This is a genomic window from Mycobacterium sp. Panama NTM2 (genome assembly GCF_054355555.1).
Map to the genome: position 1 here is coordinate 2,833,705 of NZ_CM135953.1, position 23,606 is coordinate 2,857,310.

The window sequence follows — 23,606 nt, forward strand, 5'->3', positions numbered from 1 at the left end:
ATCTGCACGTGACACGCCGGTCACCTGTGCACAGACACGCGCGCTCGCGCAGACTAGGCCGCGACCGTGGCAGCCTCGGCCGCCGGCTCGAGAGCCAGCGCGACGATCTCGGCCACGTCGGTCATCGGCCGGACCTCCAGCGCGTCGAGCACCTCGGCCGGCACGTCGTCCAGATCCGGCTCGTTGCGCTGCGGGATGAACACCGTCGAGAGCCCGGCCCGCTGCGCGGCCAGCAGCTTCTGCTTGACCCCGCCGATCGGCAGCACCCGCCCGTTCAGCGTCACCTCCCCGGTCATGCCGACATCGGAGCGCACGTTGCGTCCGGTCGCCATCGACACCAGCGCGGTCACCATCGTGACACCGGCCGACGGCCCGTCCTTGGGCACCGCGCCCGCGGGCACGTGCACATGGATGCGGCGGTCCAGCGCTGCCGGGTCGACGCCCAACTCGGCGGCGTGGGCACGAACGTAGGACAGCGCGATCTGCGCCGACTCCTTCATCACGTCGCCCAGCTGACCGGTCAGCGCCAGCCCCGGCTCACCCTCGGTGGAGCCGGCCTCGATGTAGAGGACGTCGCCACCGAGACCCGTCACGGCCAATCCCGTCGCGACACCCGGCACCGCGGTACGCTCGGCCGATTCCGGCGTGAAGCGCGGACGGCCAAGGTAGGCAACGAGATCCGGCTCGTCGATGATGAGGCTCGTGACCCCACCCGCCGCCAGCTTCGTCGTGGCCTTGCGCATCGCCTTGGCCAGCAACCGCTCGAACTGGCGGACGCCCGGCTCGCGGGTGTAGTCCGCGGCGATCTTGTGCAGTGCCTCGTCGGTCACCGTCACCTCATCGACAGTCAGCGCGGCACGCTCGGCCTGCCGGGGCAGCAGGTAGTTCCGGGCGATGGCCACCTTGTCGTCGGCGGTGTACCCGTCGATCTGCACCAGCTCCATGCGGTCCAGCAGCGCCTGCGGGATGTTCTCGATGACGTTGGCCGTCGCCAGGAACACCACATCGGAGAGGTCCAGATCCAGATCCAGGTAGTGGTCGCGGAACGTGTGGTTCTGCGCCGGATCGAGCACCTCCAGCAGCGCGGCCGACGGATCGCCGCGGTAATCCGAGCCGACCTTGTCGATTTCGTCCAGCAGCACAACGGGATTCATCGATCCCGCCTCGCCGATGGCACGCACGATGCGGCCGGGCAGCGCGCCCACATAGGTGCGGCGATGTCCGCGGATCTCGGCCTCGTCCCGCACGCCCCCCAACGCGACGCGCACGAACTTGCGGCCCAGCGCCCGCGCGACGGACTCACCCAGTGACGTCTTGCCGACACCGGGAGGGCCGGCCAGTACCATCACCGCGCCGGAGCCGCGGCCGCCGACGACAGCCATGCCGCGCTGGGCGCGACGGGCCCGCACGGCCAGGTACTCCACGATGCGGTCCTTCACGTCGTCCAGACCGTGGTGGTCGGCGTCCAGGATGCCGCGCGCCGCAGCGAGATCGGTCGAATCCTCGGTCGTGACGTTCCACGGCAAATCCAGCACGGTGTCCAACCACGTCCGGATCCAGCCGCCCTCGGGGCTCTGGTCACTGGAGCGTTCCAGCTTGCCGACCTCGCGCAGTGCGGCCTCGCGCACCTTCTCCGGCAGCTCGGCCGCTTCGACGCGGGCCCGGTAATCGTCGGACCCTTCGGGCTCACCCTCGCCGAGCTCCTTGCGGATCGCGGCCAGTTGCTGGCGCAGCAGGAATTCCTTCTGCTGCTTGTCCATCCCGGCGCGCACGTCTTCGGCGATCTTGTCGTTGACCTCGGTCTCGGCCAGATGATCGCCCGTCCAGCCGATCAGCAACCGCAGCCGGGCGGCTACGTCCTCGGTCTCGAGCAGTTCACGCTTCTCCGTGTCCGACAGGTACGACGCGTAGCCGGCCGTGTCGGCCAGCGCCGACGGGTCGGTGATCTTGTTGACCACGTCGACGATCTGCCACGCCTCCCGGCGCTGCAGCATCGCCAGCAGCAGCTTCTTGTATTCGGCGGCAAGCGTGCGGGTCTCGTCGGTGATCTCGGGGTCGGCGACCTCGTCGACCGTGACCCACAGGGCGGTGCCGGGGCCGGTGGCGCCGGTACCGATGTGGGCACGCTTCTCACCGCGCACCACCGCGGCCGCACCGCCGCCGGGCACGCGACCGACCTGCACGATCGACGCCAGCACACCGTAGGTGGGGTAGCGATCGTCGAGCCGGGGCGCGATCAGCAGCTTGCCGGTCTGGCTTGCCTGGGCCGCGTCGACCGCGGCCCGGGCGGCGTCATCGAGCTCGATCGGCACCACCATTCCGGGCAGCACGATCGGCTCGCTGACGAACAAGACCGGGACTTGCAAGACTTCAGCCATCAATCCTCCAAAGTTGAATCTGATGCGCTCAACCTTGTGGCGAAGGACTTTGTTCCCGTTTCTGCCAGAGCCGGTAGACGTCGAGGGCGTCGGGGTGGGGCTGGTGATGCATCGGCAGACGACGGTCCTGCCAGGTTTTCCCGAACTCGCCGTAGAACGTGGCCAGCTCGAAGTACTTGCGGTTGTCCTGGTAGTACGGCGCGTACTCGTCGCGTTGGGTGAGGAAGACGACGGCGTCGGGGGAGCAGTAGTACAGCGATCCCAGACACATCGGGCACGGGTGGGCGAGCACGTAGATGGTCGCGCCGGTGAGGTGCTCGGACCCGACGGCCGTGCAGGCGGCGCGGATCGCCAGGATCTCGGCGTGGGCGGTCGGATCGTTGGTCTGAGCCACCAGGTTCGGACTCTCGGCCAGCACCTGCCCGTCGCGGGCGATGACCGTCGCGAAGGGCCGGCCGCCCTCCATCACGTTCTGGCGGGCGAGATCGACGGTGCGCTGCGCGAAATCCACGAACTGACTGATAACCGGTTCTCCCGCGGAATAGTCCTGAGCCGTGGCGGGTCGTAGCCCTCATGAGCAGAGCAGTCCGATTCGACCATTACGGCGGCATCGAGGTCCTGGATGTCCGTGACGTGCCGCGACCCGTGCCCGGCCCCGGGCACGTGCTGATCGAGGTGCGCGCCGCGGGCATCAACCCGGGTGAGGCCCTGATCCGGGAGGGTTTCCTGCACGACCGGTGGCCCGCGACGTTTCCGTCGGGTCAGGGCAGCGACGTCGCCGGTGTCGTGGCCGAGGTGGCGCCGGATGTCAGCGGCGTGTCCGTGGGCGACGAGGTTCTCGGCTTCTCCGACGAACGGTCCAGCCACGCCGAGTACGTCGCGGTTCCGGCCGACCAAGTCACCCCCAAACCTGCGGGACTGTCGTGGGAGCAGGCGGGATCGCTGGCCGTCGCGGGTACGACGGCGTGCGCGGCGGTGCGGTCACTGAAGCTCACCGCAGAGGACACGGTCGCCGTGTCGGCGGCCGCGGGCGGTGTGGGCAGCCTGGCCGTTCAGCTCGCCGTGCGTACCGGTGCGACGGTCTTGGGCATCGCGGGCCCGGCCAACGACGACTGGTTGCGTGACCACGGGGTCGTCCCCGTCAACTACGGTGACGGCCTCGCGCAGCGGTTGCGGGCCGCGGCGCCGGGCGGGCGTGTCGACGCCTTCCTCGACCTGTTCGGCGGCGGGTACGTCGAGATGGCCGTCACCGAACTCGGGGTGGCCCCCCAGCGCGTGGACACGATCATCGACTTCGCCGCCGTGGAGCGGTTCGGCGTGCTGTCCGTCGGCGGGGCCGAGTCGGGCATCGATGACCTGACCGAGCTGGCCAGCCTCATCGCCCGCGGCGACCTGGACCTCCCCATCGCCGCGGTCTACCCGCTCGACGAGGTGCGCGCCGCCTACACCGATCTGGCCGCCCGCCACAGCCGCGGCAAGGTGGTGTTGCGCCCGTGACCACGGACCCGATCACCGGCCAGGTCGTCGCGATCACCGGCGCCAGCAGTGGCATCGGCGAAGCGACGGCGCGCCTGCTGTCCGCTCGCGGCGCCCGCGTGGTGGTGGCCGCGCGCCGCACCGACCGGTTGGCCGCGCTGGTGCAGGAGCTCCCGAACGACGCGGTCGCCGTCTCCGCCGACGTCACGGTGGCCGCGGATGTGCAACGGGTCATCGACACCGCCGTCGAGCGTTTCGGCCGTCTCGACGTGCTGGTGAACAACGCCGGCATCGCGACGATCGGGGAGATGGCCGCCGGTGACGTCGCCGGGTGGGACGCGATGATCGACGTCAACATGCGCGGGGTGCTGTACGGCATCGCCGCCGCGCTGCCCGTGTTCCACCGCCAGGGCCGCGGCCACATCGTCACGACGGTGTCGACCGCAGGTCTGAAGATCGTCCCGACGATGGGCGTGTACGCGGCCACCAAGAACGCGGTACGCACCGTGATGGAAGCGCTGCGCCAGGAATCGACCGACGGCGTCGTGCGGACCACGTCGATATCGCCGGGCTTCGTGAACACCGAGTTGGACGGCTCCGTCACCGATTCCGACCTAGCCGCCCACATCCGCGCGCAGATGGATGAGTTCGGCCTGCCTGCCGATGCGGTCGCACGCGCGGTCGCATTCGCCATCGAGCAGCCGCACGACGTGGAGATCGGCGATCTGACGATCCGGCCCACCCGGCAGGGCTGACACCGGATGGGGGAGAAGGTGATCCCCCGAGCCGACCACCCGCCGGGGCGATGCGGGATGGCGCTTCCGGCCGCTACAACGTGGTGGTATGCCCCTCTGGCGTTTGCGCGACTTCCACGACGACGACCTCGATCAGGCGATCTCGGTCTGGGACCAGAGCCGAGAACCCGGTGAGGCACCGCCGGCGTTCCCGGTGTCCGAGGTGGTCGCAGCGGCACGGTCCGGTCAACCGGCGGTGGTGGCCGTGGTCGACGATCAGCTGGTCGGCATGGCGGTGGCCCACGTCGCCGCGGACCGGGCCTGGATCTCGATGGTCGCCCTGTCGAACCGCTGGCGCAACCGCGGGATCGGCAGCGCACTGTTGGCCGAACTGGAGCTGCGGCTGCGCAGCCTCGGCGCCCGCCGCATCAGCGTGTTGCTTCCCGCCGACGCCACAGGCGCTGCCGCGCTGCGCAATTCCGGATACACCGAACGGGCGGATCTGCGGTACTTCGAAAAGATCGACCACGTCGGCGCGTCGGACACCGGAGTGCTCTCGGCGCTGGGCGGCCAGCTCATCAACCCGGGCCGGTGGCAGGAGATGGCCGGCATGGAGGTCGAGAAGCAGATGATCGAGCGGCGCATCGTCGCGCCTCTCGCGCGCCCCGATCTCGCCGCCCGCTACGGAGTGTCACCACCCAAGGCGGTGATCCTGTTCGGCCCGCCCGGCACCGGCAAGACGAGCTTCGCCAAAGCCGTTGCCGGCCGCCTCGGTTGGCCCTTCGTGGAGATCTTCCCGTCCCGGTTGGCCGCGCCCGGCGTGGCGATGCCCGCGGCTCTGCGGGAGGTGTTCGCCGATCTCACCGAACTCGACGCCGCGGTCGTGTTCATCGACGAGGTCGAGGAGATCGCGGGCTCTCGCTCCGGAGTGCCGTCGGACCCGTCGCACGGCGTCACCAACGAGCTGCTCAAGTTGATCCCGACATTTCGGCAACACGAGGAACGGCTGCTGATCTGCGCGACGAATTCGGTCAGCTCGCTGGACTCGGCGTTCCTGCGGCCCGGGCGGTTCGACTACATCATTCCGGTGGGTCCGCCGGACGAGGCGGCGCGCCGGGCGATCTGGACACGGTATCTGGGCGGCAACGCCGCGGCGGTCGAGGTCGACAAGCTCGTCGAGGCGTCGGACATGTTCACACCCGCCGACATCGAGTTCGCCGCGCGCAAAGGTGCGTTGTCCGCGTTCGAGCGGGAGATCGAGTCGCGCCGCGGCGAACCGGCGTGCACCGACGACTACCTCGCGGCGATCGCCGACACGCGACCGACTCTCACCGACGCGATGCTCGGCGAGTTCACCAGAGACATCGAGCAGCGGACGCGGTTGTAGCGGCCTCAGGCCGCCGCGTCACGCCGCGGCATCCTTACCGCCGCCGACGCACGAGGTGCAGTCTGACGAGCCGAAATCGATGTCGATGTCGACCGAACCGCAGGTGGGGCAAATGAACGGGATCACGGCTGTCTCCAAGGGCCTCGACGTCGGCGCGGCCATCGCGCCCGACGAGCCGCGTGATACCCCGGGGTGGTGTCGGTCCAAACGCGTGCGGATGCCGCGACCCTCGGTGGTCATCGCCTGGTCACTTTTCGGCTGCCCGCACACGGCAGAGAGCCTGCCGCTCGGGGGAAACGGCAGGCTCTCTGAGTGTGGTGGGTGACTAGGCCGAGGCCTGAGCTCCGAGCACCCGTTGGATGTCCGGCTTCATCTGCAGGAGCTGCTGGCCCCAGTAGCCCCAGCTGTGCGTGCCCTGCGCAGGGAAGTTGAACACCCCGTTGGTGCCACCGGCCGCGATGTACTTGTCGCGGAAGCTGATGTTGGTCCGCAGGGTGAAGCCCTCGAGGAACTGCGCCGCCATCAGGTTCTGGCCCGCCGTGCCCGAGTCGAGATCCGACGGGGTACCGGTGCCGCAGTAGATCCAGACCCGGGTGTTGTTGGCCACCAACTGATTGATGTTGACCATCGGGTCATTGCGCTTCCACGCCGGATCCGAGGACGGACCCCACATGCTCTCGGCGTTGAAGCCGCCCGCATCGTTCATCGCGAGCCCGATCAGCATCGGCCACCAGCCCTCGGACGGGTTCAGGAAGCCCGACAGCGAGGCGGCGTAGATGAACTGCTGGGGATGGTAGATCGCATAGGTCAGCGACGCGCTACCGGCCATGGAAAGACCGACGACCGCGTTGCCGGTCCGCGACACTCCGCGGTTGGCCTCCAGCCAGGCGGGCAGTTCCTGGGTCAGGAACGTCTCCCACTTGTAGGTGTAGTTCTGACCGTTGCCCCGCGAGGGCTGATACCAGTCGCTGTAGAAGCTGGACTGCCCGCCGACCGGCATGATGGTCGACAGACCCGACTGGTAGTACCACTCGAACGCCGGCGTGTTGATGTCCCAGCCGTTGTAGTCGTCCTGGGCGCGCAGACCGTCGAGCAGGTACACGGCGTGCGGGCCGCCACCCTGGAACTGCACCCGGATGTTGCGGTTCATGGCCGCGGAGAACACATCCAGGTATTCGACCGGCAGGCCCGGCCGGGAGAACGCGTTGGCAGTCGCCGATCCCCCGACGAAGCCGATCAGCCCGGGCAGCGTGGTGACAGCCAGGGCGACGGCCGCCATCCGGCGTGCCCACCGACCTCGAAACTTCTCTCTCAACTTCATAACGGCAACCAACCCACCTTTCATCACAAGTCCACATGTCGCGCAAACGTGCCGTCGTGTGCATCCGCCATGGAACACGTTCGATGTTCCCGATCCGCTGTCCGACACAGCGATTCGCGGTCGCGGTTGGCTAACGATTACGACTCGGCGCAGTGATCATCGCCGCGGCCCTGCCACACTCGGACCACAGATGAGTACTCACGACGCAGACACGTTCGACCTGGAGCGCTTCACCGACGCCCAGGCCGGGACCTACGAGACGGCCCTGGCAGAGTTGCGCGCGGGCCGAAAACGCAGCCATTGGATCTGGTTCGTGTTCCCTCAGATGCGCGGCCTCGGGCGCAGCGCCACCGCGTACCGGTTCGGGCTGGCCTCCCTCGAGGAAGCCGTGGCCTATCTCGCCCATCCGGTCCTCGGTCCTCGTCTACAGGAGTGCACTGCTGCGCTCCTGACCCACCGCGACCGCGCGGCGCGCGACATCCTCGGCAATCCCGACGATCTGAAGGTGCGCTCGTCGATGACGCTGTTCGCACGTGCCGGTGGCGGTTCGGTGTTCACCGACGTGTTGGACGCCTTCTACGGGGGCGAGGAGGACGCGGCGACGCTGGAGCTGTTGCGCTGAGCCGGCACTGAGGCCGATTCAGCGAGGCGCCAGGATGAGCCACCCGTGGGGTGGCACCGCGGTCTCGCTGACCGTCTCCGCCGGTGGTGCCCCGGACCCGGCCACCACTTCGGCCTCGTCGAATCCGAACTCGCGCAACGCCATCGGCAGGGGTTCGTCGGCGACGTTGAGGCCGACGAGCAGCGCGTCGTCTCCGGCCCGGGACGCGTAGACGTAGCCGGTGTTGGTCACCTGCAGCGGTGCCGTACGCGCGGTGTGCAGCCAGGGGTGGCGCCGTCGCAGTCCGATGAGGTGCTGGTGGGCACGCAGGACTTGGTGCCCGTGCTCGCCCACCCCGTCGAGCGGAGAACCGAATTCGGGCCGCACCGCGTCGTCACCGCCGAAGCGTTCCTCTTTCACACCGCGATAGGCGACCTCGTCGCCGGCATAGATGCTCGGGGTTCCACCGGTGGTCATCAGGACCACCAGCGCGTGATCGACGTGGTCGGGGTTGTCCAACTGGCTCGCGATGCGGGTCACGTCGTGGTTGCCGATGAACGTCATCGGCACGAAGGTGTCGAGGAACTCGTTGTGCCGCTTGAGCGCCCAGTCGAGTTCGTGCAGGTTCGCGTCGTTGAGACTGCTCCAGATCGCCTTCCACAGCTCGTACTGGGTCACCGAGTCGAAGCCGGAGTCGGTCACCCGCACCACGTAGTCACCGTGGATGACTTCACCGACGAACCACGCCTGGGGGTACCGGTCCCGAACCCGGGGCAGCACCTGCGCCCAGAAGCGGTCGGGCACAGCGTATGCCGCGTCCAGGCGCCATCCGTCGGCGCCGCGACCGAGCCAATCGCACATCACGTCGACGACGTAGTCGACCACCTCGGGGTTGCGATGGTTCAACGCGATCAGACCACCGTGGCCCTCGAAGGTGGCGAACTCGCCGCCCCGCACGCGGAACCACGACGTGTCACTGCCGGCGAGTGCGTCGCGATAGCGGGGGAAGTCGGTGCCGACGTGATTGAACACGCCGTCGAGCAGGATGCGCAGTCCCCGGTCGTGCGCTTCGGCGACCAGGTGGTCGAAGTCACCGTCGTCACCGAGGCGTGCATCGATGCGGTGATGATCGGTGGTGTCGTATCCATGGGTCTGCGACGCGAACACCGGACCGAGCGCTATGCCGGACGCGCCGAGATCGCGGGCGTAGTCGAGCCAGTCCACGATCCGTCGCAGCCGGTGCTCATCGGGCCCCGGGGGCGGATCGGCCGGGTGCGCACCGACGAAACCGAGGGGATAGAGGTGCCACCAGATGGCGTGGGTGACCCAGTCCGGCTCGCTCATCGCCGAAAGGCCTTCTCGTACAGGGCTTTCATCGTGTCGGCGAGCTCGAGTGCGGGGCCGTCGACCGGCACGCCCGGTGCTACGGCGCTCACCGGCAACGCAGCGACAGGCGGCGACGGCGAATCCCAGGCCTGCAGCCAACCGGTCAATTGCGCCGAGGAGGCCGCGTAGACGATGCGACCCAGGCCCACCCACGCGTGGGCGGCCGCGCACATCGGACAGTGCTCGCCGCTGGTGTAGACGGTCGCGGCGGCGCGTTCCTGCGGGCTGAGGTGCTCGACGGCCCACAGCGCGATCGCCAGCTCCGGATGACGGGTGGCATCCCCGCCCGCCACGTGGTTGTGATCAGAGAATCGCACCTCGCCGTCGGCGTCGACCAGAATCGAGCCGAACGGTTCGTCGCCCGACTCGAGGGCGCGGCGGGCCAGGTCCACGCAGCGGCGCAGGTGATCGACGTCCGCGGCGCTGAGAGACACAGGCGAAGTCTACGCATCCATGCGGCAGGCGCACGACGCCCGGATCGGCACGTCGGCGCGGGCGGCCGCGAGTTCGAGCTGCCGGGCGATGATGGCCGCTTCGCCGTCGCGGCCCAGCCGGGTCAGGCACTCGTGGTATCCGTGCAGGCTCCACACATTGCCGGGATGCTGGCAGCACCGCGCCAGCGTCGGGTCCAGCCCGAGGTCGGCGGCGTAGACCCCGGCGGCCTCCTCGACGCGGCCCTGCTCGAGCAGCAGCGCGCCGTAGGCGTGCCGGGTGGGTTGCATCCAGCCCCACGGTTCGTCGTAGGGGAGCGCGTCGTCCAGCGCGATCGCGCGCCGCAGATGGGCGAACGCGTCCTCGTATTCTCCCGCGCGATAAGCGATTTCACCGTCGAGCATGGCGGCGGCGACGGCCAGGATGTCGCGGCTGGTGTTGTTGAAGAGATAGCGACTCTCGGGGATCCGTGCATGGGCCCGGGCGAAGGCCTCCCGCTCGGCGTGCGCCTCGGCGAGCCGGCCGGTCGCGGCGTAGGCGACGCCGCGGCCGTAGTGGATGGTCGCGGTGGTGGTGCAGTACAGATCGGCGTCTTCGGGCAGTGGCAGCGCGATCAGGTCGTCCCAGCGCCCGAAGCGGATCAGCACGTGCACCCGCAACGGCACGAACGCCTCCAGCCAGTCCGCCATCGGAGGTGAGGGGATGCGCAGCAACTCGGGGGTCAGCTGGGCCGACAGCTCGTCGGCGGCCCACAGCGCCGTGCCAAGGTTGGCCTCGAACATGGCCGAGTAGACCACGAAGTGCAGGTTGTGGGCGCGGTAGAGCGAGTAGAAGTTCAGCGGGCCCGACTGTTCGACGAAGCGTCGATCCACCTGTACGGCAGCAAGATTGGCGATCACCGAATCGTGGTAGTTGCCGCACAGTACGTCGATGTGGCTGGGCATGTGCCGAAGGTGACCGGCGTCGGGCACCAAGCCGCGCAGCAGGTCGGCGGCGGGCAGCGCTTTCTGCGGTGTCGCGGACATCTCCATGGCGTGCAGGTAGAGGTGCAGGATGCCGGGGTGTGCGCGTCCGGCCGGGGTGGCGAGCGCCGCGTCGAGAATCTCGAGGGCCTCGAGCACTCGTGAGCCGGGCGCGGGCTCGCCGGTGCGGGTGTCCCACAATGCCCACGCGGAGATGTTGACCAGCGCGTCGGCGGTTAACGCCACGACGTCGATGTCGTCGGGATGGCTTCGCGCGAGCGCGGTCATCGCGTCGGCGTAGGCGGCATGCCCGGCGTGCAGCGCATCGGCGTCATCCGGATCGTCGGTGGGGAACCGCGCCGTCAGCGCGGCGATCAGTCCCCGCTCGACCACTCCGGCGCGCCCGTCGGCGGCCCGCGCGAGTTCGGCACGCGCTCGGGTGACCGATGCGGTGAGGTCGGCGGGGTCGAACGCCTCCCACGCCTTGTTGTAGTTGGGCCCGATCGCGTAGGCGACACCCCACCGCGCCAGGGCGAAGTCCGGGTCCTGGGCGAGTGCGCGTTCGAAGCAGGCGATCGCCTCGTCGTGGTTGAACGCGTAGGCCCACACCATGCCCCGGTCGAACCACACCTGCGCGCCCGCCGATGGCGTGTCGGTCGGCCGGCGGTAGGAGCCGAGGTCGTAGTACGGCTCGATGGGCGGCGCGCTCATAGTCGGCACGATAATTCAGCGACAGCGGTGCCACGAGGTGTACGGCGATCGGGACCGGCGGCTACGGTGGCGCGCATGATCCGTTGCGTACGTCTGTGGACCGGTGCCGACGACGCGTCGCACGTACAGATCGGTCGGCTGGACATGCGGCCGGGCCGCAATGACGACCTCGTGTCGGCGACCGTTGCGGTGACGTCGGTGACGGTGGAGGAGACGGCCTCGGGCGGCACACTGGCCTGGCACACCGCACCGGTTCGTCAGCTCGTCGTCACTTTGGCGGGCACGTTGCTGTTCACCACGCGTGACGGCGAACGCTTCCGGCTCTCACCCGGAGATGTGCTGTTGGCCGAGGACACCACGGGGTCTGGTCACCAGTGGCGCCTCGAAGGCGATGACCCGTGGCGCCGCATGTACGTGGTGCTGGGCGACGACGCATCGGTACCGTTCGTCGCGGACTGAGGTCCTCGATCTACGACCCCCCCGAGGTCGGTATACGCGGTTGTGCCGATGTTCCGCGGCGCCGAAGCACGGATAGTCGATGTACCCGGGCACTCGCACGGGTCGACACCACCATCCGGGGGTCCTCCGCCATGGGATCGACAGACATCGCCCACGACCTGCCCACCCTGAACTTCGAGCACGCCGCGGACGTCGAGACCGCGCACGAACTGATCCGGTCAGCTCGAGAACGATCGCCGATCGCCCTCGGTCCGCACGGACCGGAGCTGTTGACTTACGACCTGGCGCGAACAGCGCTGCGCGACGGGCGATTCGCAATGCCAGAAGGCTTCATCCTCGCTGCGCAGGGGATAACCTCAGGTGAGCTCTGGGAAATCGTCACCGGCAGCCTGCTGAATCTGAACGGCTACGAACATCATCGGTTGCGCCGCTTGGTGGCTCAGGCGTTCACGCCACGCGCAGCCGGGCGCCTGCGCACCGTCTGTGCCGATGTCATCGCAGAGCTCGTCTACGGATTCGCACCAACCGGGCGCTGTGACGTCGTCAACGACATCGCCCGCCCGTACCCGGTGCCGATCATCTGTGCATTGCTCGGCACCCCCCGAGAGGACTGGCACCTGTTCTCCCGCTGGGCCGATGATGTGTTCAAGCTATTCGACTGGAACGTCAGTACCGACGCTCCTGACATCGTGCGGGCGTGGCGGTCTCTGGAGACCTACCTCGACGACATGATCTGCCGGAGGAAAGAATCCGGTGCCGACGACTTGATGGGCGCTCTCATGCGCGCAGAATTCGAAGGGGACCGCCTGAGTCGTCCAGAACTGCTCAATCTCGCCGCCACCCTTCTGATGGCCGGCACAGACACCACCCGCAACCAGCTGGCCGCCGCCGTGCAGGTCTTCTGCCGGCACCCCGACCAGTGGGAGCTGCTGGCGCGCCGGCCCGAATTGGCTCCGCAGGCCGTCGAGGAGGTGATGCGCTTCTGCCCGGTCGTCTTCACGACATTCCGCGTCTGCACCGAACCCGTCGACTTCGCGGGCATCACGCTGCCCGCCGGCGCCACCGTGGTCGTCAACACCGCTGCCGCCAATCGAGACCCGGCCGTATTCGACCACCCCGACGAGTTCGACATCACCCGGTCCGGCGCGCGCGCGATGCTGACGTTCGGCGGTGGCGTTCACTACTGCCTCGGCGCGCACCTGGCCCGCATCGAGTTGGCGGAGGCGTTGACGCTGTTGGCGCGACGCATGCCGCGCATCCGACAGGACGGTCCAGCGACGTGGAAGGCGCTCACGGGGATCACCGGACCCACCTCGCTTCCAGTGGTGTTCGACAACGGCTACTGAATGAGCTTGCGACCAACTAACATGACAGACACTGTCACTCGGCACAGCCGAATGTGGACGGGGTGGACCATGAGCGCGCTACCACAGGGAACCGTGACACTGCTCCTTGCGGATGTCGAGGGTTCCACTCGTCTGTGGGAAGCCCGGCCCACAGAGATGAACGATGCACTCAGAACGCTCAACACCGTTGTGCAAGAGGGAATTTCGACACATCACGGGGCGCGGCCCGTGGAACAGGGCGAGGGGGACAGTTTCGTAGCGGCTTTCGCGCGCGCCACCGATGCGCTGTCGTGCGCCCTGGATATCCAGCACGCGGTACCCGAACCCATCCGCCTGCGTATCGGAATCCATACCGGCGAGGTGCAGCTGAGGGACGAGGGAAACTACGCCGGCCCCGTGATCAATCGCGCCGCGCGCCTGCGCGATCTGGCACACGGCGGACAGACGGTGTTGTCCGGGGCGACCGAATCCATGGTGGTCGATCACCTGCCCGAGGGGTCGTGGCTCACCGAACTCGGCAACCATCGACTACGCGATCTGCCCCGTGCAGAGCGGGTGCTGCAACTCTGCCATGCCGATCTGCCCCAAGCGTTCCCACCGTTGCGCACACTGCCGGAGACCGCACACCACAACTTTCCGGTGCACCTCACCCGGTTCATCGGCAGACAACACGACACGGCCAACGTCAGAATGGCGTTGTCGACTCATCGCCTGGTGACGCTCACCGGTGCAGGCGGGATCGGTAAGACACGGCTCGCGCAGCATCTCGGTGTACAGCTGGCGACCGGATTCACCGGCGGCGCTTGGTTCGTCGATCTCGCTGCTGTCAATGCCGCCGATGCCGTTCCGATCGCGGTGGGCCGTGTTCTCGGATTGCCCGACCAGCCTGGCAGGTCCATGCTCGATGCGCTCGCCCATGACATCGGGACACAGCCGATCTTGGTGGTCCTCGACAACTGCGAGCATCTGGTCGACGCCGTCGCGTCGGTGACGAGTACGCTGCTCGCTAACTGCCCCGGTCTGGTCGTACTTGCAACGAGTCGAGAGTCGTTGGGAGTGGCCGGAGAGATCACATGGCTGGTGTCGCCCCTGCCGCCAACCGGCGAAGCGCGGGAACTTTTCATTGACCGAGCTCGTCGGGTGCGGCCAGATATCGACTGGGACGACGCAGACATCGCGTCCATCACTGACATCTGCCACCGGCTCGACGGTATGCCGCTGGCCATCGAACTGGCCGCTGCGCGGTTCCGATCGCTGTCTTTGACCGAGATCGCCGATGGCCTCCACGATCGCTTCCGGCTACTCACCGGCGGCGCGCGCACGGCGGTACGACGCCAGCAGACGATGCGTGCATCCGTCGAATGGTCCTACGCCCTCTTGACCGAATCCGAGCAGGCACTGTTCCGGCGATTCGCAGTCTTCGTCGGCGGTTGCGACCTCGCGGCCGCTGAGGCCGTCGTTGCCGCGACGGACATCGATCGCTGGCAGGTGCTCGATCTGATCACCCTCCTGGTGGACAAATCTCTGGTCCACGCCGAGGACAGGGCGGGCACGACGCGTTATCGCATGTTGGAGACCGTCCGGCAATTCGCCTCGGAACGCTTGGCCGAATGCGGGGACGCAGACACCGTGCGGGACCGGCACTGCACCCATTTCTGTGGAGTCGCCGCCCTGCTCGACACCGCGTCCTTGGAAGTTCATGCCGACCGCGTTCAGGCCGTGGCGCAGGAAATGGACAACCTTCAGTCGGCGTTCGCGTGGACACGCGAAACCGGCGACACCGAGCGGGCAATGCGGCTCACGTCGTCGCTGCAGCCGGTGTGGTTGTGCACGGGCCGTGTCGTCGAAGGCGCGGCGTGGTTCGACGCGGTCCTCGCCGGTCCGGATTCCTCGCAGGTGCCGGCGAAGGTGCGAGCTCAGACGCTGGCCAACAGGGCAATTCTTGCCGCCCATGTCGTTGAGCTCGACTTCTTCGCTGAGGCCCAAGAAGCGCTCGCTCTCGCCAGAGAGGTGGGCGAGGAGACGCTCCTGGCCCGGGCTCTGACCGCATGCGGTGCGATTGAGGCGTTCGCCCCAGATCTCGCACTGCCTCACCTGACCGAAGCGGAAGAACTTGCCAGGACGTCGGGAGATTTGTTGAGTCTCGGCCAGGTCCTCGCCTTCGCGTCGTACGCCTCGGTGTCTGGTTCAGGAGATCCTGTAGCCGGTCTCCGCTATGGCGTCGAAGGGCGCGATATCGGTGACGTCATCGGAGATCATTCCGCGTACCGATGGAGTCGTTGGGCCATCGGTGATGCTCTGTATATGAAAGGCGAATGCGTAGAGGCCATCACGGAGATTCGTGGGTTGATCGACATCGCCGATCGAGCACATGACGCGCAGGCGAAGGTGGTCGCGCAAATCCTGCTGGTCTTCCCACTCGTAGCCCTGGGGGAGGTGGTGCAGGCGTGCGATACGGCCAGCACAGCTGTCGAAACGTCCACTGCTTTCACATCCTCGCTCGAGGGCTTGGCACTCGGGGCGAAGGCGACCGCGGCCCTCGCTGCCGGCGATGTCGAAACAGCGACAAGTGCGAGCCGCGCCGCGGATGAACGTCTAGGCGATGAGCCCGCATTCGCCATGTTGAGCGTGAATCCCGCTGCGCTGGTGGCGCTGCACGGGGGCCGGCACGTCGATGCCCGTGCCGCGGCAGACCGCGCCGTCTCGACGCGACGGGGGTGGCATCTGGCGTGTGCACTTCGCGACCGCGCGTATGTGCTGCTCGCCCAGAGCGACATCGAGTCAGCGCGTCATGACGCGGTTACCGCGCTTGTTGAGTGTGCACGGGTGCAGGCCTACCACCCACTTCCGGACGTTCTCGAAATCCTGGCGACGACCGCCGGAGCCCGCGGCGGTCACGACGTCGCCTGCCGGCTCTGGGCCGCCGCGCAGGTGGTTCGTGATCACACCGGATTGGTTCGCCTGCCCTTCCTCGAAGAAGAACGGGAGGCCGCCATCGCCGCCACGCAAGAGGCATTGGGACGGAGCGTTTTCCACACTACGTGGCTTGAGGGGGCGGCGTTGACCCGGGACGAGGCGATTGCATACGCGCAGCGAGGGCTCGGCAAGCGCCGACGATCCACTCACGGGTGGGAAGCCCTCACGCCCACGGAGAAAAGCGTCGCGAACCTCGTCGGCTCGGGATTGTCGAACGGCGAGATCGCTACACGCCTCTTCATCTCCGATCGCACCGTTCAGACGCATCTCACGCACGTCTACGCCAAGCTGGGTCTCACCTCACGAGTCCAGCTGGCCGCCGAAGCTGCCCGCCATTCGGACTGAGGTCAGTGCCCGTCGACCACGTCGGACTCGTCCACGACGACGGGCTGCTTCGCCCCCGGCAGCAGTGAGTAGGCCAGGCAGATCACGCCGAAGAACGCATAGCCCAGTGCCACTTGGGGATTCGCCGCCCACTCCACCTGCGGTGCGTGGATGAGGCCGATGAAGGACAGTACGGCCCCGACCGCTGACGCGATCGCTGCGTAGCGGAACTTCTTCTCGAGGATGAACGTGACCATCGTGCCGAGGATCAGCCCGACCAGCACCGCGCCCTCGCCCAACGTGAGCAGCCCGTCGTAGACCACGCCGGCATTGCCCAGCGCGTGCATGCCGACCTGCGTCGCCGACGTGCCCGCGGCGTTGAGCGCGTTGTCGATCAGGCCGCTCGCCCACTGGGCCAGGTTGGGCAAGATCGCGGCCACCACCGCGATCGCGTGCAGCCGCGGCACGGCCTGGAACGCCTGCGCGCCGATCAGCAGGCCGATGTAGAGCAGGATCGGCACGATCGCCGGTACGGGGAGCAGTGCATCGAGAACACCGAAGAGGCCGAGGAAGCAGAGGATTCCGATCACGATGCCGCTTGCCAGCGAGTAGCCGGCGCGCCCGCCGGCGTCCTTCCATCCCGGGTGGCCGATGTAGACGGCGGGCGGGAAGGGTGAGCCGAACGCCGACCCGATGACCGCGCCCGCGCCGTCGGCGAGCAGCACGCTGCGCAGGTTGTAGTTGTCGCCGGCCGCCGCGGCGCTCTCCACGTTGCTCATCGCCTCGGTGAAGTTGTAGACACCGAGAGGGATTGCGGTACCCAGCAGGGGCGCCAGATTCGACAACCCTGCCAGCAGCATGTCGATCCGCAAGTCCGGGACGCCGATGGCGATGTCGGATACGGCCTGCCCCACATCGGGTGCGGACATGTAGCCGCCGACCCAGCCGATCGCCGTGCCGACGAGCAGTGCGGCCAATCCGACGGGGATCCCGAACGGCAGTTTCATGTCGGTGAAGAAGCCGATCAGGATGATCGCCAGCACGGGAAGACCGATCCATGCGGCTTCCCACATCTGCGCGGCGGGCCGCATCGAGATGAAGGTGATCGAGATGCCGGCCAGCGTGCCCAGCATCGCCGCGCGGGGGGTGAGCCGGCGGATATAGGGCCCGACGAACGCGCCGATCATCACGATCACGCCGATCATGAACGCCCACGCCAACCCCGCCTCCCAGGCCCGCATCGCGTCGTCGGTGTTGAGATAGACCGGCAGCATCACCACGAACACCACGATGAACATGTGCGGGACGCTCGGCCCGTACGGCAGTGCGGTGACGTCGGTTCGGCTCTCGCGCCTGGCCAGTCGGCGCGCCAGGAACGTGTAGTAGAGATTGCCGAGGATCAGCGCGACGCCGAGCGCAGGCAGCACGGTGCCCAGGACGTCGCCGGCAGGGATCTTGACCACGCCGATCATCAGGCCGGTGAGAGTCAAGACGTTGACCAAGATGTTGAACCCCAGGCCGAAGAACGCGTTCACATCGCCGCGGGTCCACCAGGGGACGGGGGCGGACCTCTCGGCGGGGGCGCCCATCGACGGGTCTGTGGTGACGTCGGTGCTCATGGGGGTCTCCTCAGACGGCCGTGGTGGTGAGCTGATGCAGAGCGGGGATGACGGCCGCCGTGTCGGCGACCCAGCCGAAGATGCCGCCCTGCGCGGCGATCATCTGCAGGCCGACGCGATGGAACTCGTCGAAATACGAACCGACACAATCGGATACCACCAGACACTCGTAACCACGGTCGTTGGCCTCGCGCACCGTGGTGTGCACGCACACCTCGGTGGTGACACCGGTGACGAGAAGCTGGGTGATGCCCGCATCTGCCAGCACGTCGGTGAGGTCGGTGCCGTAGAAAGCTCCCTTGCCCGGCTTGTCGATCACCACTTCGCCGTCGATCGGCGCGAGGTCATCGACGATGTCGTGTCCGTACTCGCCGCGGATCAGGATGCGGCCGAACGCGCCCGGATCACCGATGCGCTGGGTCGGTGCGCCGCGACGGAGCTTGGCCGGCGGGCAATCCGACAGATCCGGTCGGTGGCCTTCTCGGGTGTGAACGACCATCAGACCGGCGGCACGTGCCGCCGCCAGCAGCGCAGCCAGTGGCGGCACGACGCTCGCGAGGCGTGCGACGTCGTTGCCGAGGCTCTCACCGAAGCCACCGGGCAGGAGGAAGTCCCGTTGCATGTCGATGACGATCAGCGCGGTCGTGTCGGCGATGAGCGGGAACGGCGACGGCTCCGCCGCGATCGGGATCGGGTTCACAGCAGCTCCTCGGCGGGGACGGGGGTGGGGGAGAGATGACGGACGGGTCGTGATTCGTCGAGAATCTGCGCGGCGAGCTGCAATACGGTGTCATCGGTGAGAGCCGCGCCGAGAAGCATCGCGCTGCAGGGCTTTCCGTCACCGGTGACGCCGATGGGGACGGCCACGCCGCAGAGGTCGAGCAGGTTGCCGAAGTGGGTGTAATGGCCGAGCACGGTGTTGGTGTCGATCGGGGCGGCCTGCACCTCGTCGACGGTGAAAGTGGTGCCGATGGTGGGGAGCACGAAGACGTCCATGCGCTGCCACAATCGGCTCACTTGCGCTTTGAGTTCCTGCAGGCGCTGCAGTGCGGCGAACGCGTCGACGGCCGTGTAGCGGTGACCGCCGGCGAAGATCTCACGCACCACGGGGTGGATCGACTCGGGATGTTCGGCGAGGAAATCGCCGAACTCGACGAGGCGTTCGGCCACCCACGGGCCTTGGTAGAGAAGCGAACCCGCGGCGAGGAACGGTTCGAGGGGAATGTCGACGATGGGGTGGTGGCGAGCGAGCTGGTCACGGAACGCCAGGTGGGCTGCGCGCATCGGCGCGTCGCCGAAGAACTCGAGTTCGTCGACGGGGGGCAACCCGACGCGCGGAGGAGCGCCGGTGAACCGGGGGCCGCGGTCACGCGACCAGGGATCACCGTCGTCGCGGGCGATCATGACGTCGAGCACGCGGTCGGCGTCGTCGATGCTGCCGGCCATGACAGTGAGGCAGTCGAGGGATTTGCACGCGGGTACCAGGCCGACGGTACTGATGAGGCCGCGAGACGGCTTGACGCCGACGACGCCGTTGAGTGCCGCCGGGACGCGACCGGATCCGGCGGTGTCGGTGGCGACGGCGAACGGCACCTGCCCCAGCGCCACGGCGAGAGCGGAGCCGGAACTCGAACCGCCCGAGATGATGTCGTGGCCGTACACGCTGCGGGGGATGGTGTACGGCGTGCGCGTGCCGTTGAGGCCGGTGGCGAATTGGTCGAGGTTCGTCTTGCCCACGTACAACGCCAGTGGAGGGGTTGCGGGCTCGGCTCGCGATCCTGCACGACGCCTGCGACGGGCTCTCGCATCGGGAGCTGGTGGCGCTGATGGCGGAGGTCACGTCGGTGGTGCGGTCGGCCTCCGCGACCACATCCATGTATCGAACAATAGTTCGAACAACCGACAAACTCCGGACGCGCCGCCACGGGAGTCAAGGCCGCACGAACCACCGGTGCAACCAGCGCTCCAACATCGGTCCGTCACCGGGTCCGCCGGCAGCAGCGAGGTACCCGTCCGGCCGGATCAGCAGCCATCCCCGCGGATCAGGCACCCGCCCGTCGCGCACGCGTACCACGCCATGCCACGCCTGCGCGACGTCAGCCACCGCACCCGCCTCGGGACCGGCGAACAACGTCAGCGCGCCGAGATCGAGCGCGTCGTAGAGACCGTCCACATCCGGCACGCGGTCACCGGCCCGCAGTCCGCCCAGGCCGCCCGCACCGTCGGCCAGCGCGTCGCCGCGATAGCCGGCCGACAGCTGCCCGAACATCGATGCCGCCGCATTCTGGACGGCGTCGCGTGCCAGCGCCCGAGGCGCCATTCGGATACGAAGGGCATGCACGATCGGATTGGTGGAGTTGAACACCCGAGTGCCGATCTCCGTGAAGCGCAACACTTTTCGAATCACCGGCAGACGTTCGCCGGAGTAGGTGTCGAGCAGTTCCGGCCGAGCACGGCCGTCGAGCACCATCGCGAGCTTCCACCCCAGGTTGACCATGTCCTGGATTCCCACGTTCATTCCCTGCCCACCCGCCGGGCTGTGCACGTGCGCGGCATCCCCGCCGAACAGCACCCTGCCCGAGCGTAGATCCGCGACCATGCGGCTGTTGATCCGGAACTGCGAACTCCAGTTCAGTCCGTGCAGCCGCGCCGGAACACCGACGGTACGGTCATAGAGCTCCTGCATCTGCCCGATTGTCGGTACCGCCCCATCATCAGCCAGAACCGCCGACGGATCGGTGGCCATCATGCGAAAACGGCCGCGTCCCATGGGAAAGACGGCGACAAAGCCCCGGCGGGCCAGGAAGATGGACACCTCGTCTTCAGGTATCGGGCCGGCGATGTGCAGGTCGGCCAGCACGTAGTCGTGCGGCAGGGTGCGGCCGGGAAAGTGCATCCCCAGGGCTTTACGGATCGTGCTATGGGGGCCGTCGGCGGCGATCACGTACTGCGCCTCGATGCACTCGTCCTCACCTCCGGCGGAACGCACTGTCGCCGAGACGGACTGAGAGTCGTTACGCACCGAGACGACGTCGACCCCCCGTTCGACCTTGACGCCCTGACGGGCCAACTGTTCGGACAGCAGACGCTCGGTTTCCGATTGGGCGAGCATCAGGATGCCGTTGAACGCACTCGGCATCCGGCTCAGTTCGACGCGCGCGAGGTCACGCCCGTCGGCATGCAGGGCCGCGGCCCGCACCGCGTTGCCGAGGGGCAGCATCTCCTCACCGACGCCGCGGACCCGCAACAGTTCCAGGGTGCGCGCCTGCACGGCCAGGGCTCGCGACTCCGCCGACGGCTGCGGCGCACGGTCGACGACGCGGACGCTGATCCCCAGGCGGGACAGTTCGAGCGCTGCCGCCAGGCCGGTGGGGCCCGCACCGACGACGAGGACGGGAATTCGGGATCGGTCGGCCATCGGATCTCCTTAAGTCAACAATTGATGACTTTGACTGTAGGCCGATCCGGCCGAATGTCAACAGATGATGACTTAACGTCGGCGTGACGGCGAGGGCCACGGAGTGTCGGCGACCAGGCAGAGCGCACGCGTCATCGCCCCGATTTCGGACACCAACATGCGCGCCGATCCCTCCACCGACTCGTGCGCGGGCACCGATCGCCGCACCCGTTCGGCGGCGGCGGTCAGTTCCTCGGTGTCGACGCTCCACGGGTCGGCCGCTGTCCCCGGTTCCCCACACAGCGCCTCGACGTACTCGTCGACCGCCCGGACGAACGAACGGTGCGGCTGGGGAAACGCATCGACCGGCAGATTGTCCTCGAGCGTCGCGCACGATCCCGTGATCGTGTTCAGCACCGTGCGGTAGCACCGCAGCCAACGACGCTGCTCGGCCGACACCAGACGCGCCGCACCGGACGCAGCCTCGAAGGCCGCCCGGGCACGGAACGTGCGCTCCCACGCGGCGGCTCGAACCTCTGTCGCACTGTCGATCTCATGCAGGTAGACCTTCACGACCGTGGCCGCGTAATCGATCTCGGTCTTCAGTAGTTCACCCGCCCGCTGAGCGAGTCGGGTCAGCGGATCGTCGGGCATCAGCACGTGGGCGAGCACAGCCAGCGCACCACCGACCGCTGTCGCGATCAGCACATCGCGCGGGTCGACGAGCACCGCGGCATGGTCGATCCCGAGAATGCACGCGGCAGAGACCGAGACCGCGGCAGCCGCCGCGAGATACCCGTACCGTGACGCCGCGTGTGCGACGCACAGGCCAACGCCTGCCAGGACGGCGAACACGGCCGGCGCGGTGTGCGCGACCACCGCGACGCAGGACACCAGCAGCGCGCCTGCCGCCACGCCCGCGGTGCGTCCCACGCAGCGGGTGTAGGTGTGCGCCGTCTCGGGCCGCAGCACCATCAGCACCGTGAGCGCGATCCATGTGCCGTCGCCTCCCGAGATCACCCGCCCCAGCACGCATGCCAGCGCAACGGCGACCCCGAGGCGTGCGGCGTGGCGCACCACGGGGGAGTGCCGGTCGACGCCGGTCCGCAATCGCTCGAGCGCCACCCGCACCCGGGCGCGCAGGTCGGCCGGTCTCACATGGAGCCCGTCGTTCGGTCGTCGCGCCGCGGCGAGGTGCAGATGGGCGGAAAGTCGTTGCGCAGCAGGCGCACCGTCACCCATCGCAGCGACGGCGGCGTCGAGACGACGCAGCGCGGCGTCGACATTCCCGCGGGCCGCGCGGTCAGGATCCGCGAGCGCGGTCAGGGTGGCTGCGGCGGCGTGCAACACGTCGGTCGCGCCGGCGCTCGCCGCGACGTCGGCCATTGACGAGCCGATACGTCCGGGGACCAGATACCAGTTGCGGTAGCCGGCGGACCGTCGTTTCGGCTGCGCGGTGTCCGCGATGAACGCCGCCCTCAGCGCCACCATCGGCTCGGTGCTGGCCACGGATTCCTCGGCATCGGCGGCCAGACGCGTCGCGTCCGCGGCCAGCGAGCGATACGCCGTGGCGAGGGCCTCGCGCTGGATACGCCATCGCTGCGGTGGCCATATGGCGGTCACCGCGGCCTGCACCGCACCCGAGCCCACCGCGAGCGCCGCCGCCCCGAACGTCGACGCCCAGGTGGGCGCCGTCAGCCCCGCAACGATCAGGAGCGCTCCCGACGCGCTGGCGACCAGCCCGGCCTGCGCGCCCCACACCCAGGCCAGCGCAGCGAGCGCGCACCAGGCGCCGACGGCCACGACAAAGATCGCGAACAGCGTCGACGCCGCGGTGCCCACGAGGATCGCGACGCCCATCACGATCGAGACCACCAGCACACGCAGCGTCCGTCCGCGGGGATCCTGCGTCAGGGCCACCACCGCGGCGATCGCCGATGCGCCGGCGACCGCGGTCGCCGAGCCTGCCGGCCCCCATCGGATCGCACACAGCGCCGCCGCGACGGTGACGACGACGCTGCGCAGCACCGGAGCCGCCTCCGGTAGAGCCGCGCGCATCGTCTCGGCCGTGATCATCTCCCCATTCTGGCCCGGGGT

18 protein-coding genes and 1 pseudogene are annotated in these 23,606 nt (G+C 68.2%); 7 read left to right on the forward strand and 12 right to left on the reverse strand.

Annotation, left to right across the window (positions count from 1 at the left end; translation table 11 throughout):
* Positions 1-53: 53 nt before the first annotated feature.
* Both lon and ACXYX3_RS13415 read right to left on the reverse strand, forming a co-directional pair.
* A complete protein-coding gene (gene lon / locus ACXYX3_RS13410) occupies positions 54-2,378 on the reverse strand; it encodes an endopeptidase La (RefSeq protein WP_458607840.1) in 2,325 nt (774 codons plus the stop codon).
* A 28-nt stretch (positions 2,379-2,406) separates the two neighbouring features.
* Positions 2,407-2,844, reverse strand: a complete 438-nt coding sequence (locus ACXYX3_RS13415; protein WP_458612080.1) for a nucleoside deaminase — start codon at positions 2,842-2,844, stop codon at positions 2,407-2,409.
* Between the two features lie 107 nt (positions 2,845-2,951).
* On the opposite strand from ACXYX3_RS13415, the gene ACXYX3_RS13420 reads away from it, so the two are divergent.
* From ACXYX3_RS13420 to ACXYX3_RS13430, 3 genes are all read left to right on the forward strand, one after another.
* Positions 2,952-3,875 (forward strand): NADP-dependent oxidoreductase, encoded by a 924-nt coding sequence (locus ACXYX3_RS13420; RefSeq protein ID WP_458607841.1) that lies wholly within the window; start codon positions 2,952-2,954, stop codon positions 3,873-3,875.
* A complete protein-coding gene (locus tag ACXYX3_RS13425; RefSeq protein WP_458607842.1) occupies positions 3,872-4,609 on the forward strand; it encodes an SDR family oxidoreductase in 738 nt (245 codons plus the stop codon). Before ACXYX3_RS13420 ends, ACXYX3_RS13425 begins: the two co-directional genes overlap by 4 nt.
* An 88-nt stretch (positions 4,610-4,697) precedes the next feature.
* Entirely contained in the window at positions 4,698-5,975 is a 1,278-nt protein-coding gene (locus tag ACXYX3_RS13430) for an ATP-binding protein (RefSeq protein WP_241207888.1), read from the forward strand.
* An 18-nt stretch (positions 5,976-5,993) separates the two neighbouring features.
* Here ACXYX3_RS13430 and ACXYX3_RS13435 read toward each other — a convergent pair whose 3' ends face one another.
* Both ACXYX3_RS13435 and ACXYX3_RS13440 read right to left on the reverse strand, forming a co-directional pair.
* Positions 5,994-6,215, reverse strand: coding sequence for a hypothetical protein (locus ACXYX3_RS13435; protein ID WP_458607843.1), 222 nt, complete (start codon positions 6,213-6,215; stop codon positions 5,994-5,996).
* 85 nt (positions 6,216-6,300) lie between these two features.
* Positions 6,301-7,296: an esterase family protein gene (locus ACXYX3_RS13440; RefSeq protein WP_241207887.1), complete on the reverse strand. Its 996-nt coding sequence runs from the start codon at positions 7,294-7,296 to the stop codon at positions 6,301-6,303.
* Between the two features lie 190 nt (positions 7,297-7,486).
* Here ACXYX3_RS13440 and ACXYX3_RS13445 point away from each other — a divergent pair, with 190 nt between their 5' ends.
* Positions 7,487-7,918: a DUF1810 domain-containing protein gene (locus tag ACXYX3_RS13445; RefSeq protein WP_458607844.1), complete on the forward strand. Its 432-nt coding sequence runs from the start codon at positions 7,487-7,489 to the stop codon at positions 7,916-7,918.
* A gap of 18 nt (positions 7,919-7,936) precedes the next feature.
* Here the strand turns inward: ACXYX3_RS13445 and ACXYX3_RS13450 are convergent, their stop codons facing one another.
* The 3 genes from ACXYX3_RS13450 to ACXYX3_RS13460 are packed head-to-tail and all read right to left on the reverse strand — an operon-like array spanning position 7,937 to position 11,388.
* Positions 7,937-9,241: an alpha-amylase family protein gene (locus ACXYX3_RS13450; RefSeq protein ID WP_458607845.1), complete on the reverse strand. Its 1,305-nt coding sequence runs from the start codon at positions 9,239-9,241 to the stop codon at positions 7,937-7,939.
* Complete coding sequence (locus tag ACXYX3_RS13455) at positions 9,238-9,717, reverse strand: nucleoside deaminase (protein ID WP_458607846.1); 480 nt, start codon at positions 9,715-9,717, stop codon at positions 9,238-9,240. The genes ACXYX3_RS13450 and ACXYX3_RS13455 overlap by 4 nt, the downstream gene beginning before the upstream one ends.
* Positions 9,718-9,726: 9 nt before the next feature.
* Positions 9,727-11,388 carry a tetratricopeptide repeat protein gene (locus tag ACXYX3_RS13460; protein ID WP_458607847.1) on the reverse strand — a complete coding sequence of 554 codons (1,662 nt, stop codon included), beginning with the start codon at positions 11,386-11,388 and terminating at the stop codon, positions 9,727-9,729.
* Positions 11,389-11,463: 75 nt separating this feature from the next.
* On the opposite strand from ACXYX3_RS13460, the gene ACXYX3_RS13465 reads away from it, so the two are divergent.
* From ACXYX3_RS13465 to ACXYX3_RS13475, 3 genes are all read left to right on the forward strand, one after another.
* Positions 11,464-11,847, forward strand: coding sequence for a cupin domain-containing protein (locus ACXYX3_RS13465; RefSeq protein WP_241207882.1), 384 nt, complete (start codon positions 11,464-11,466; stop codon positions 11,845-11,847).
* Positions 11,848-11,978: 131 nt separating this feature from the next.
* Positions 11,979-13,193, forward strand: coding sequence for a cytochrome P450 (locus ACXYX3_RS13470; protein WP_458607848.1), 1,215 nt, complete (start codon positions 11,979-11,981; stop codon positions 13,191-13,193).
* 69 nt (positions 13,194-13,262) lie between these two features.
* Positions 13,263-16,514 (forward strand): helix-turn-helix transcriptional regulator, encoded by a 3,252-nt coding sequence (locus ACXYX3_RS13475; RefSeq protein ID WP_458607849.1) that lies wholly within the window; start codon positions 13,263-13,265, stop codon positions 16,512-16,514.
* A 2-nt stretch (positions 16,515-16,516) separates the two neighbouring features.
* Here ACXYX3_RS13475 and ACXYX3_RS13480 read toward each other — a convergent pair whose 3' ends face one another.
* The 5 genes and pseudogenes from ACXYX3_RS13480 to ACXYX3_RS13500 form a co-directional block, all read right to left on the reverse strand.
* The gene (locus ACXYX3_RS13480) at positions 16,517-18,112 is read right to left on the reverse strand and encodes a SulP family inorganic anion transporter (protein ID WP_458607850.1); all 1,596 of its coding nucleotides are present in this window, start codon (positions 18,110-18,112) and stop codon (positions 16,517-16,519) included.
* A gap of 10 nt (positions 18,113-18,122) precedes the next feature.
* Positions 18,123-18,812: a cysteine hydrolase family protein gene (locus ACXYX3_RS13485; RefSeq protein ID WP_458607851.1), complete on the reverse strand. Its 690-nt coding sequence runs from the start codon at positions 18,810-18,812 to the stop codon at positions 18,123-18,125.
* Positions 18,809-19,858 (reverse strand): annotated as a pseudogene (locus ACXYX3_RS13490) (amidase family protein); the annotation flags it as partial. The gene ACXYX3_RS13485 and the pseudogene ACXYX3_RS13490, both read right to left, overlap by 4 nt.
* A 184-nt stretch (positions 19,859-20,042) precedes the next feature.
* Entirely contained in the window at positions 20,043-21,530 is a 1,488-nt protein-coding gene (locus ACXYX3_RS13495) for an FAD-dependent oxidoreductase (protein WP_458607852.1), read from the reverse strand.
* A gap of 72 nt (positions 21,531-21,602) precedes the next feature.
* Entirely contained in the window at positions 21,603-23,585 is a 1,983-nt protein-coding gene (locus ACXYX3_RS13500) for an FUSC family protein (protein WP_458607853.1), read from the reverse strand.
* Positions 23,586-23,606 lie beyond the last annotated feature (21 nt).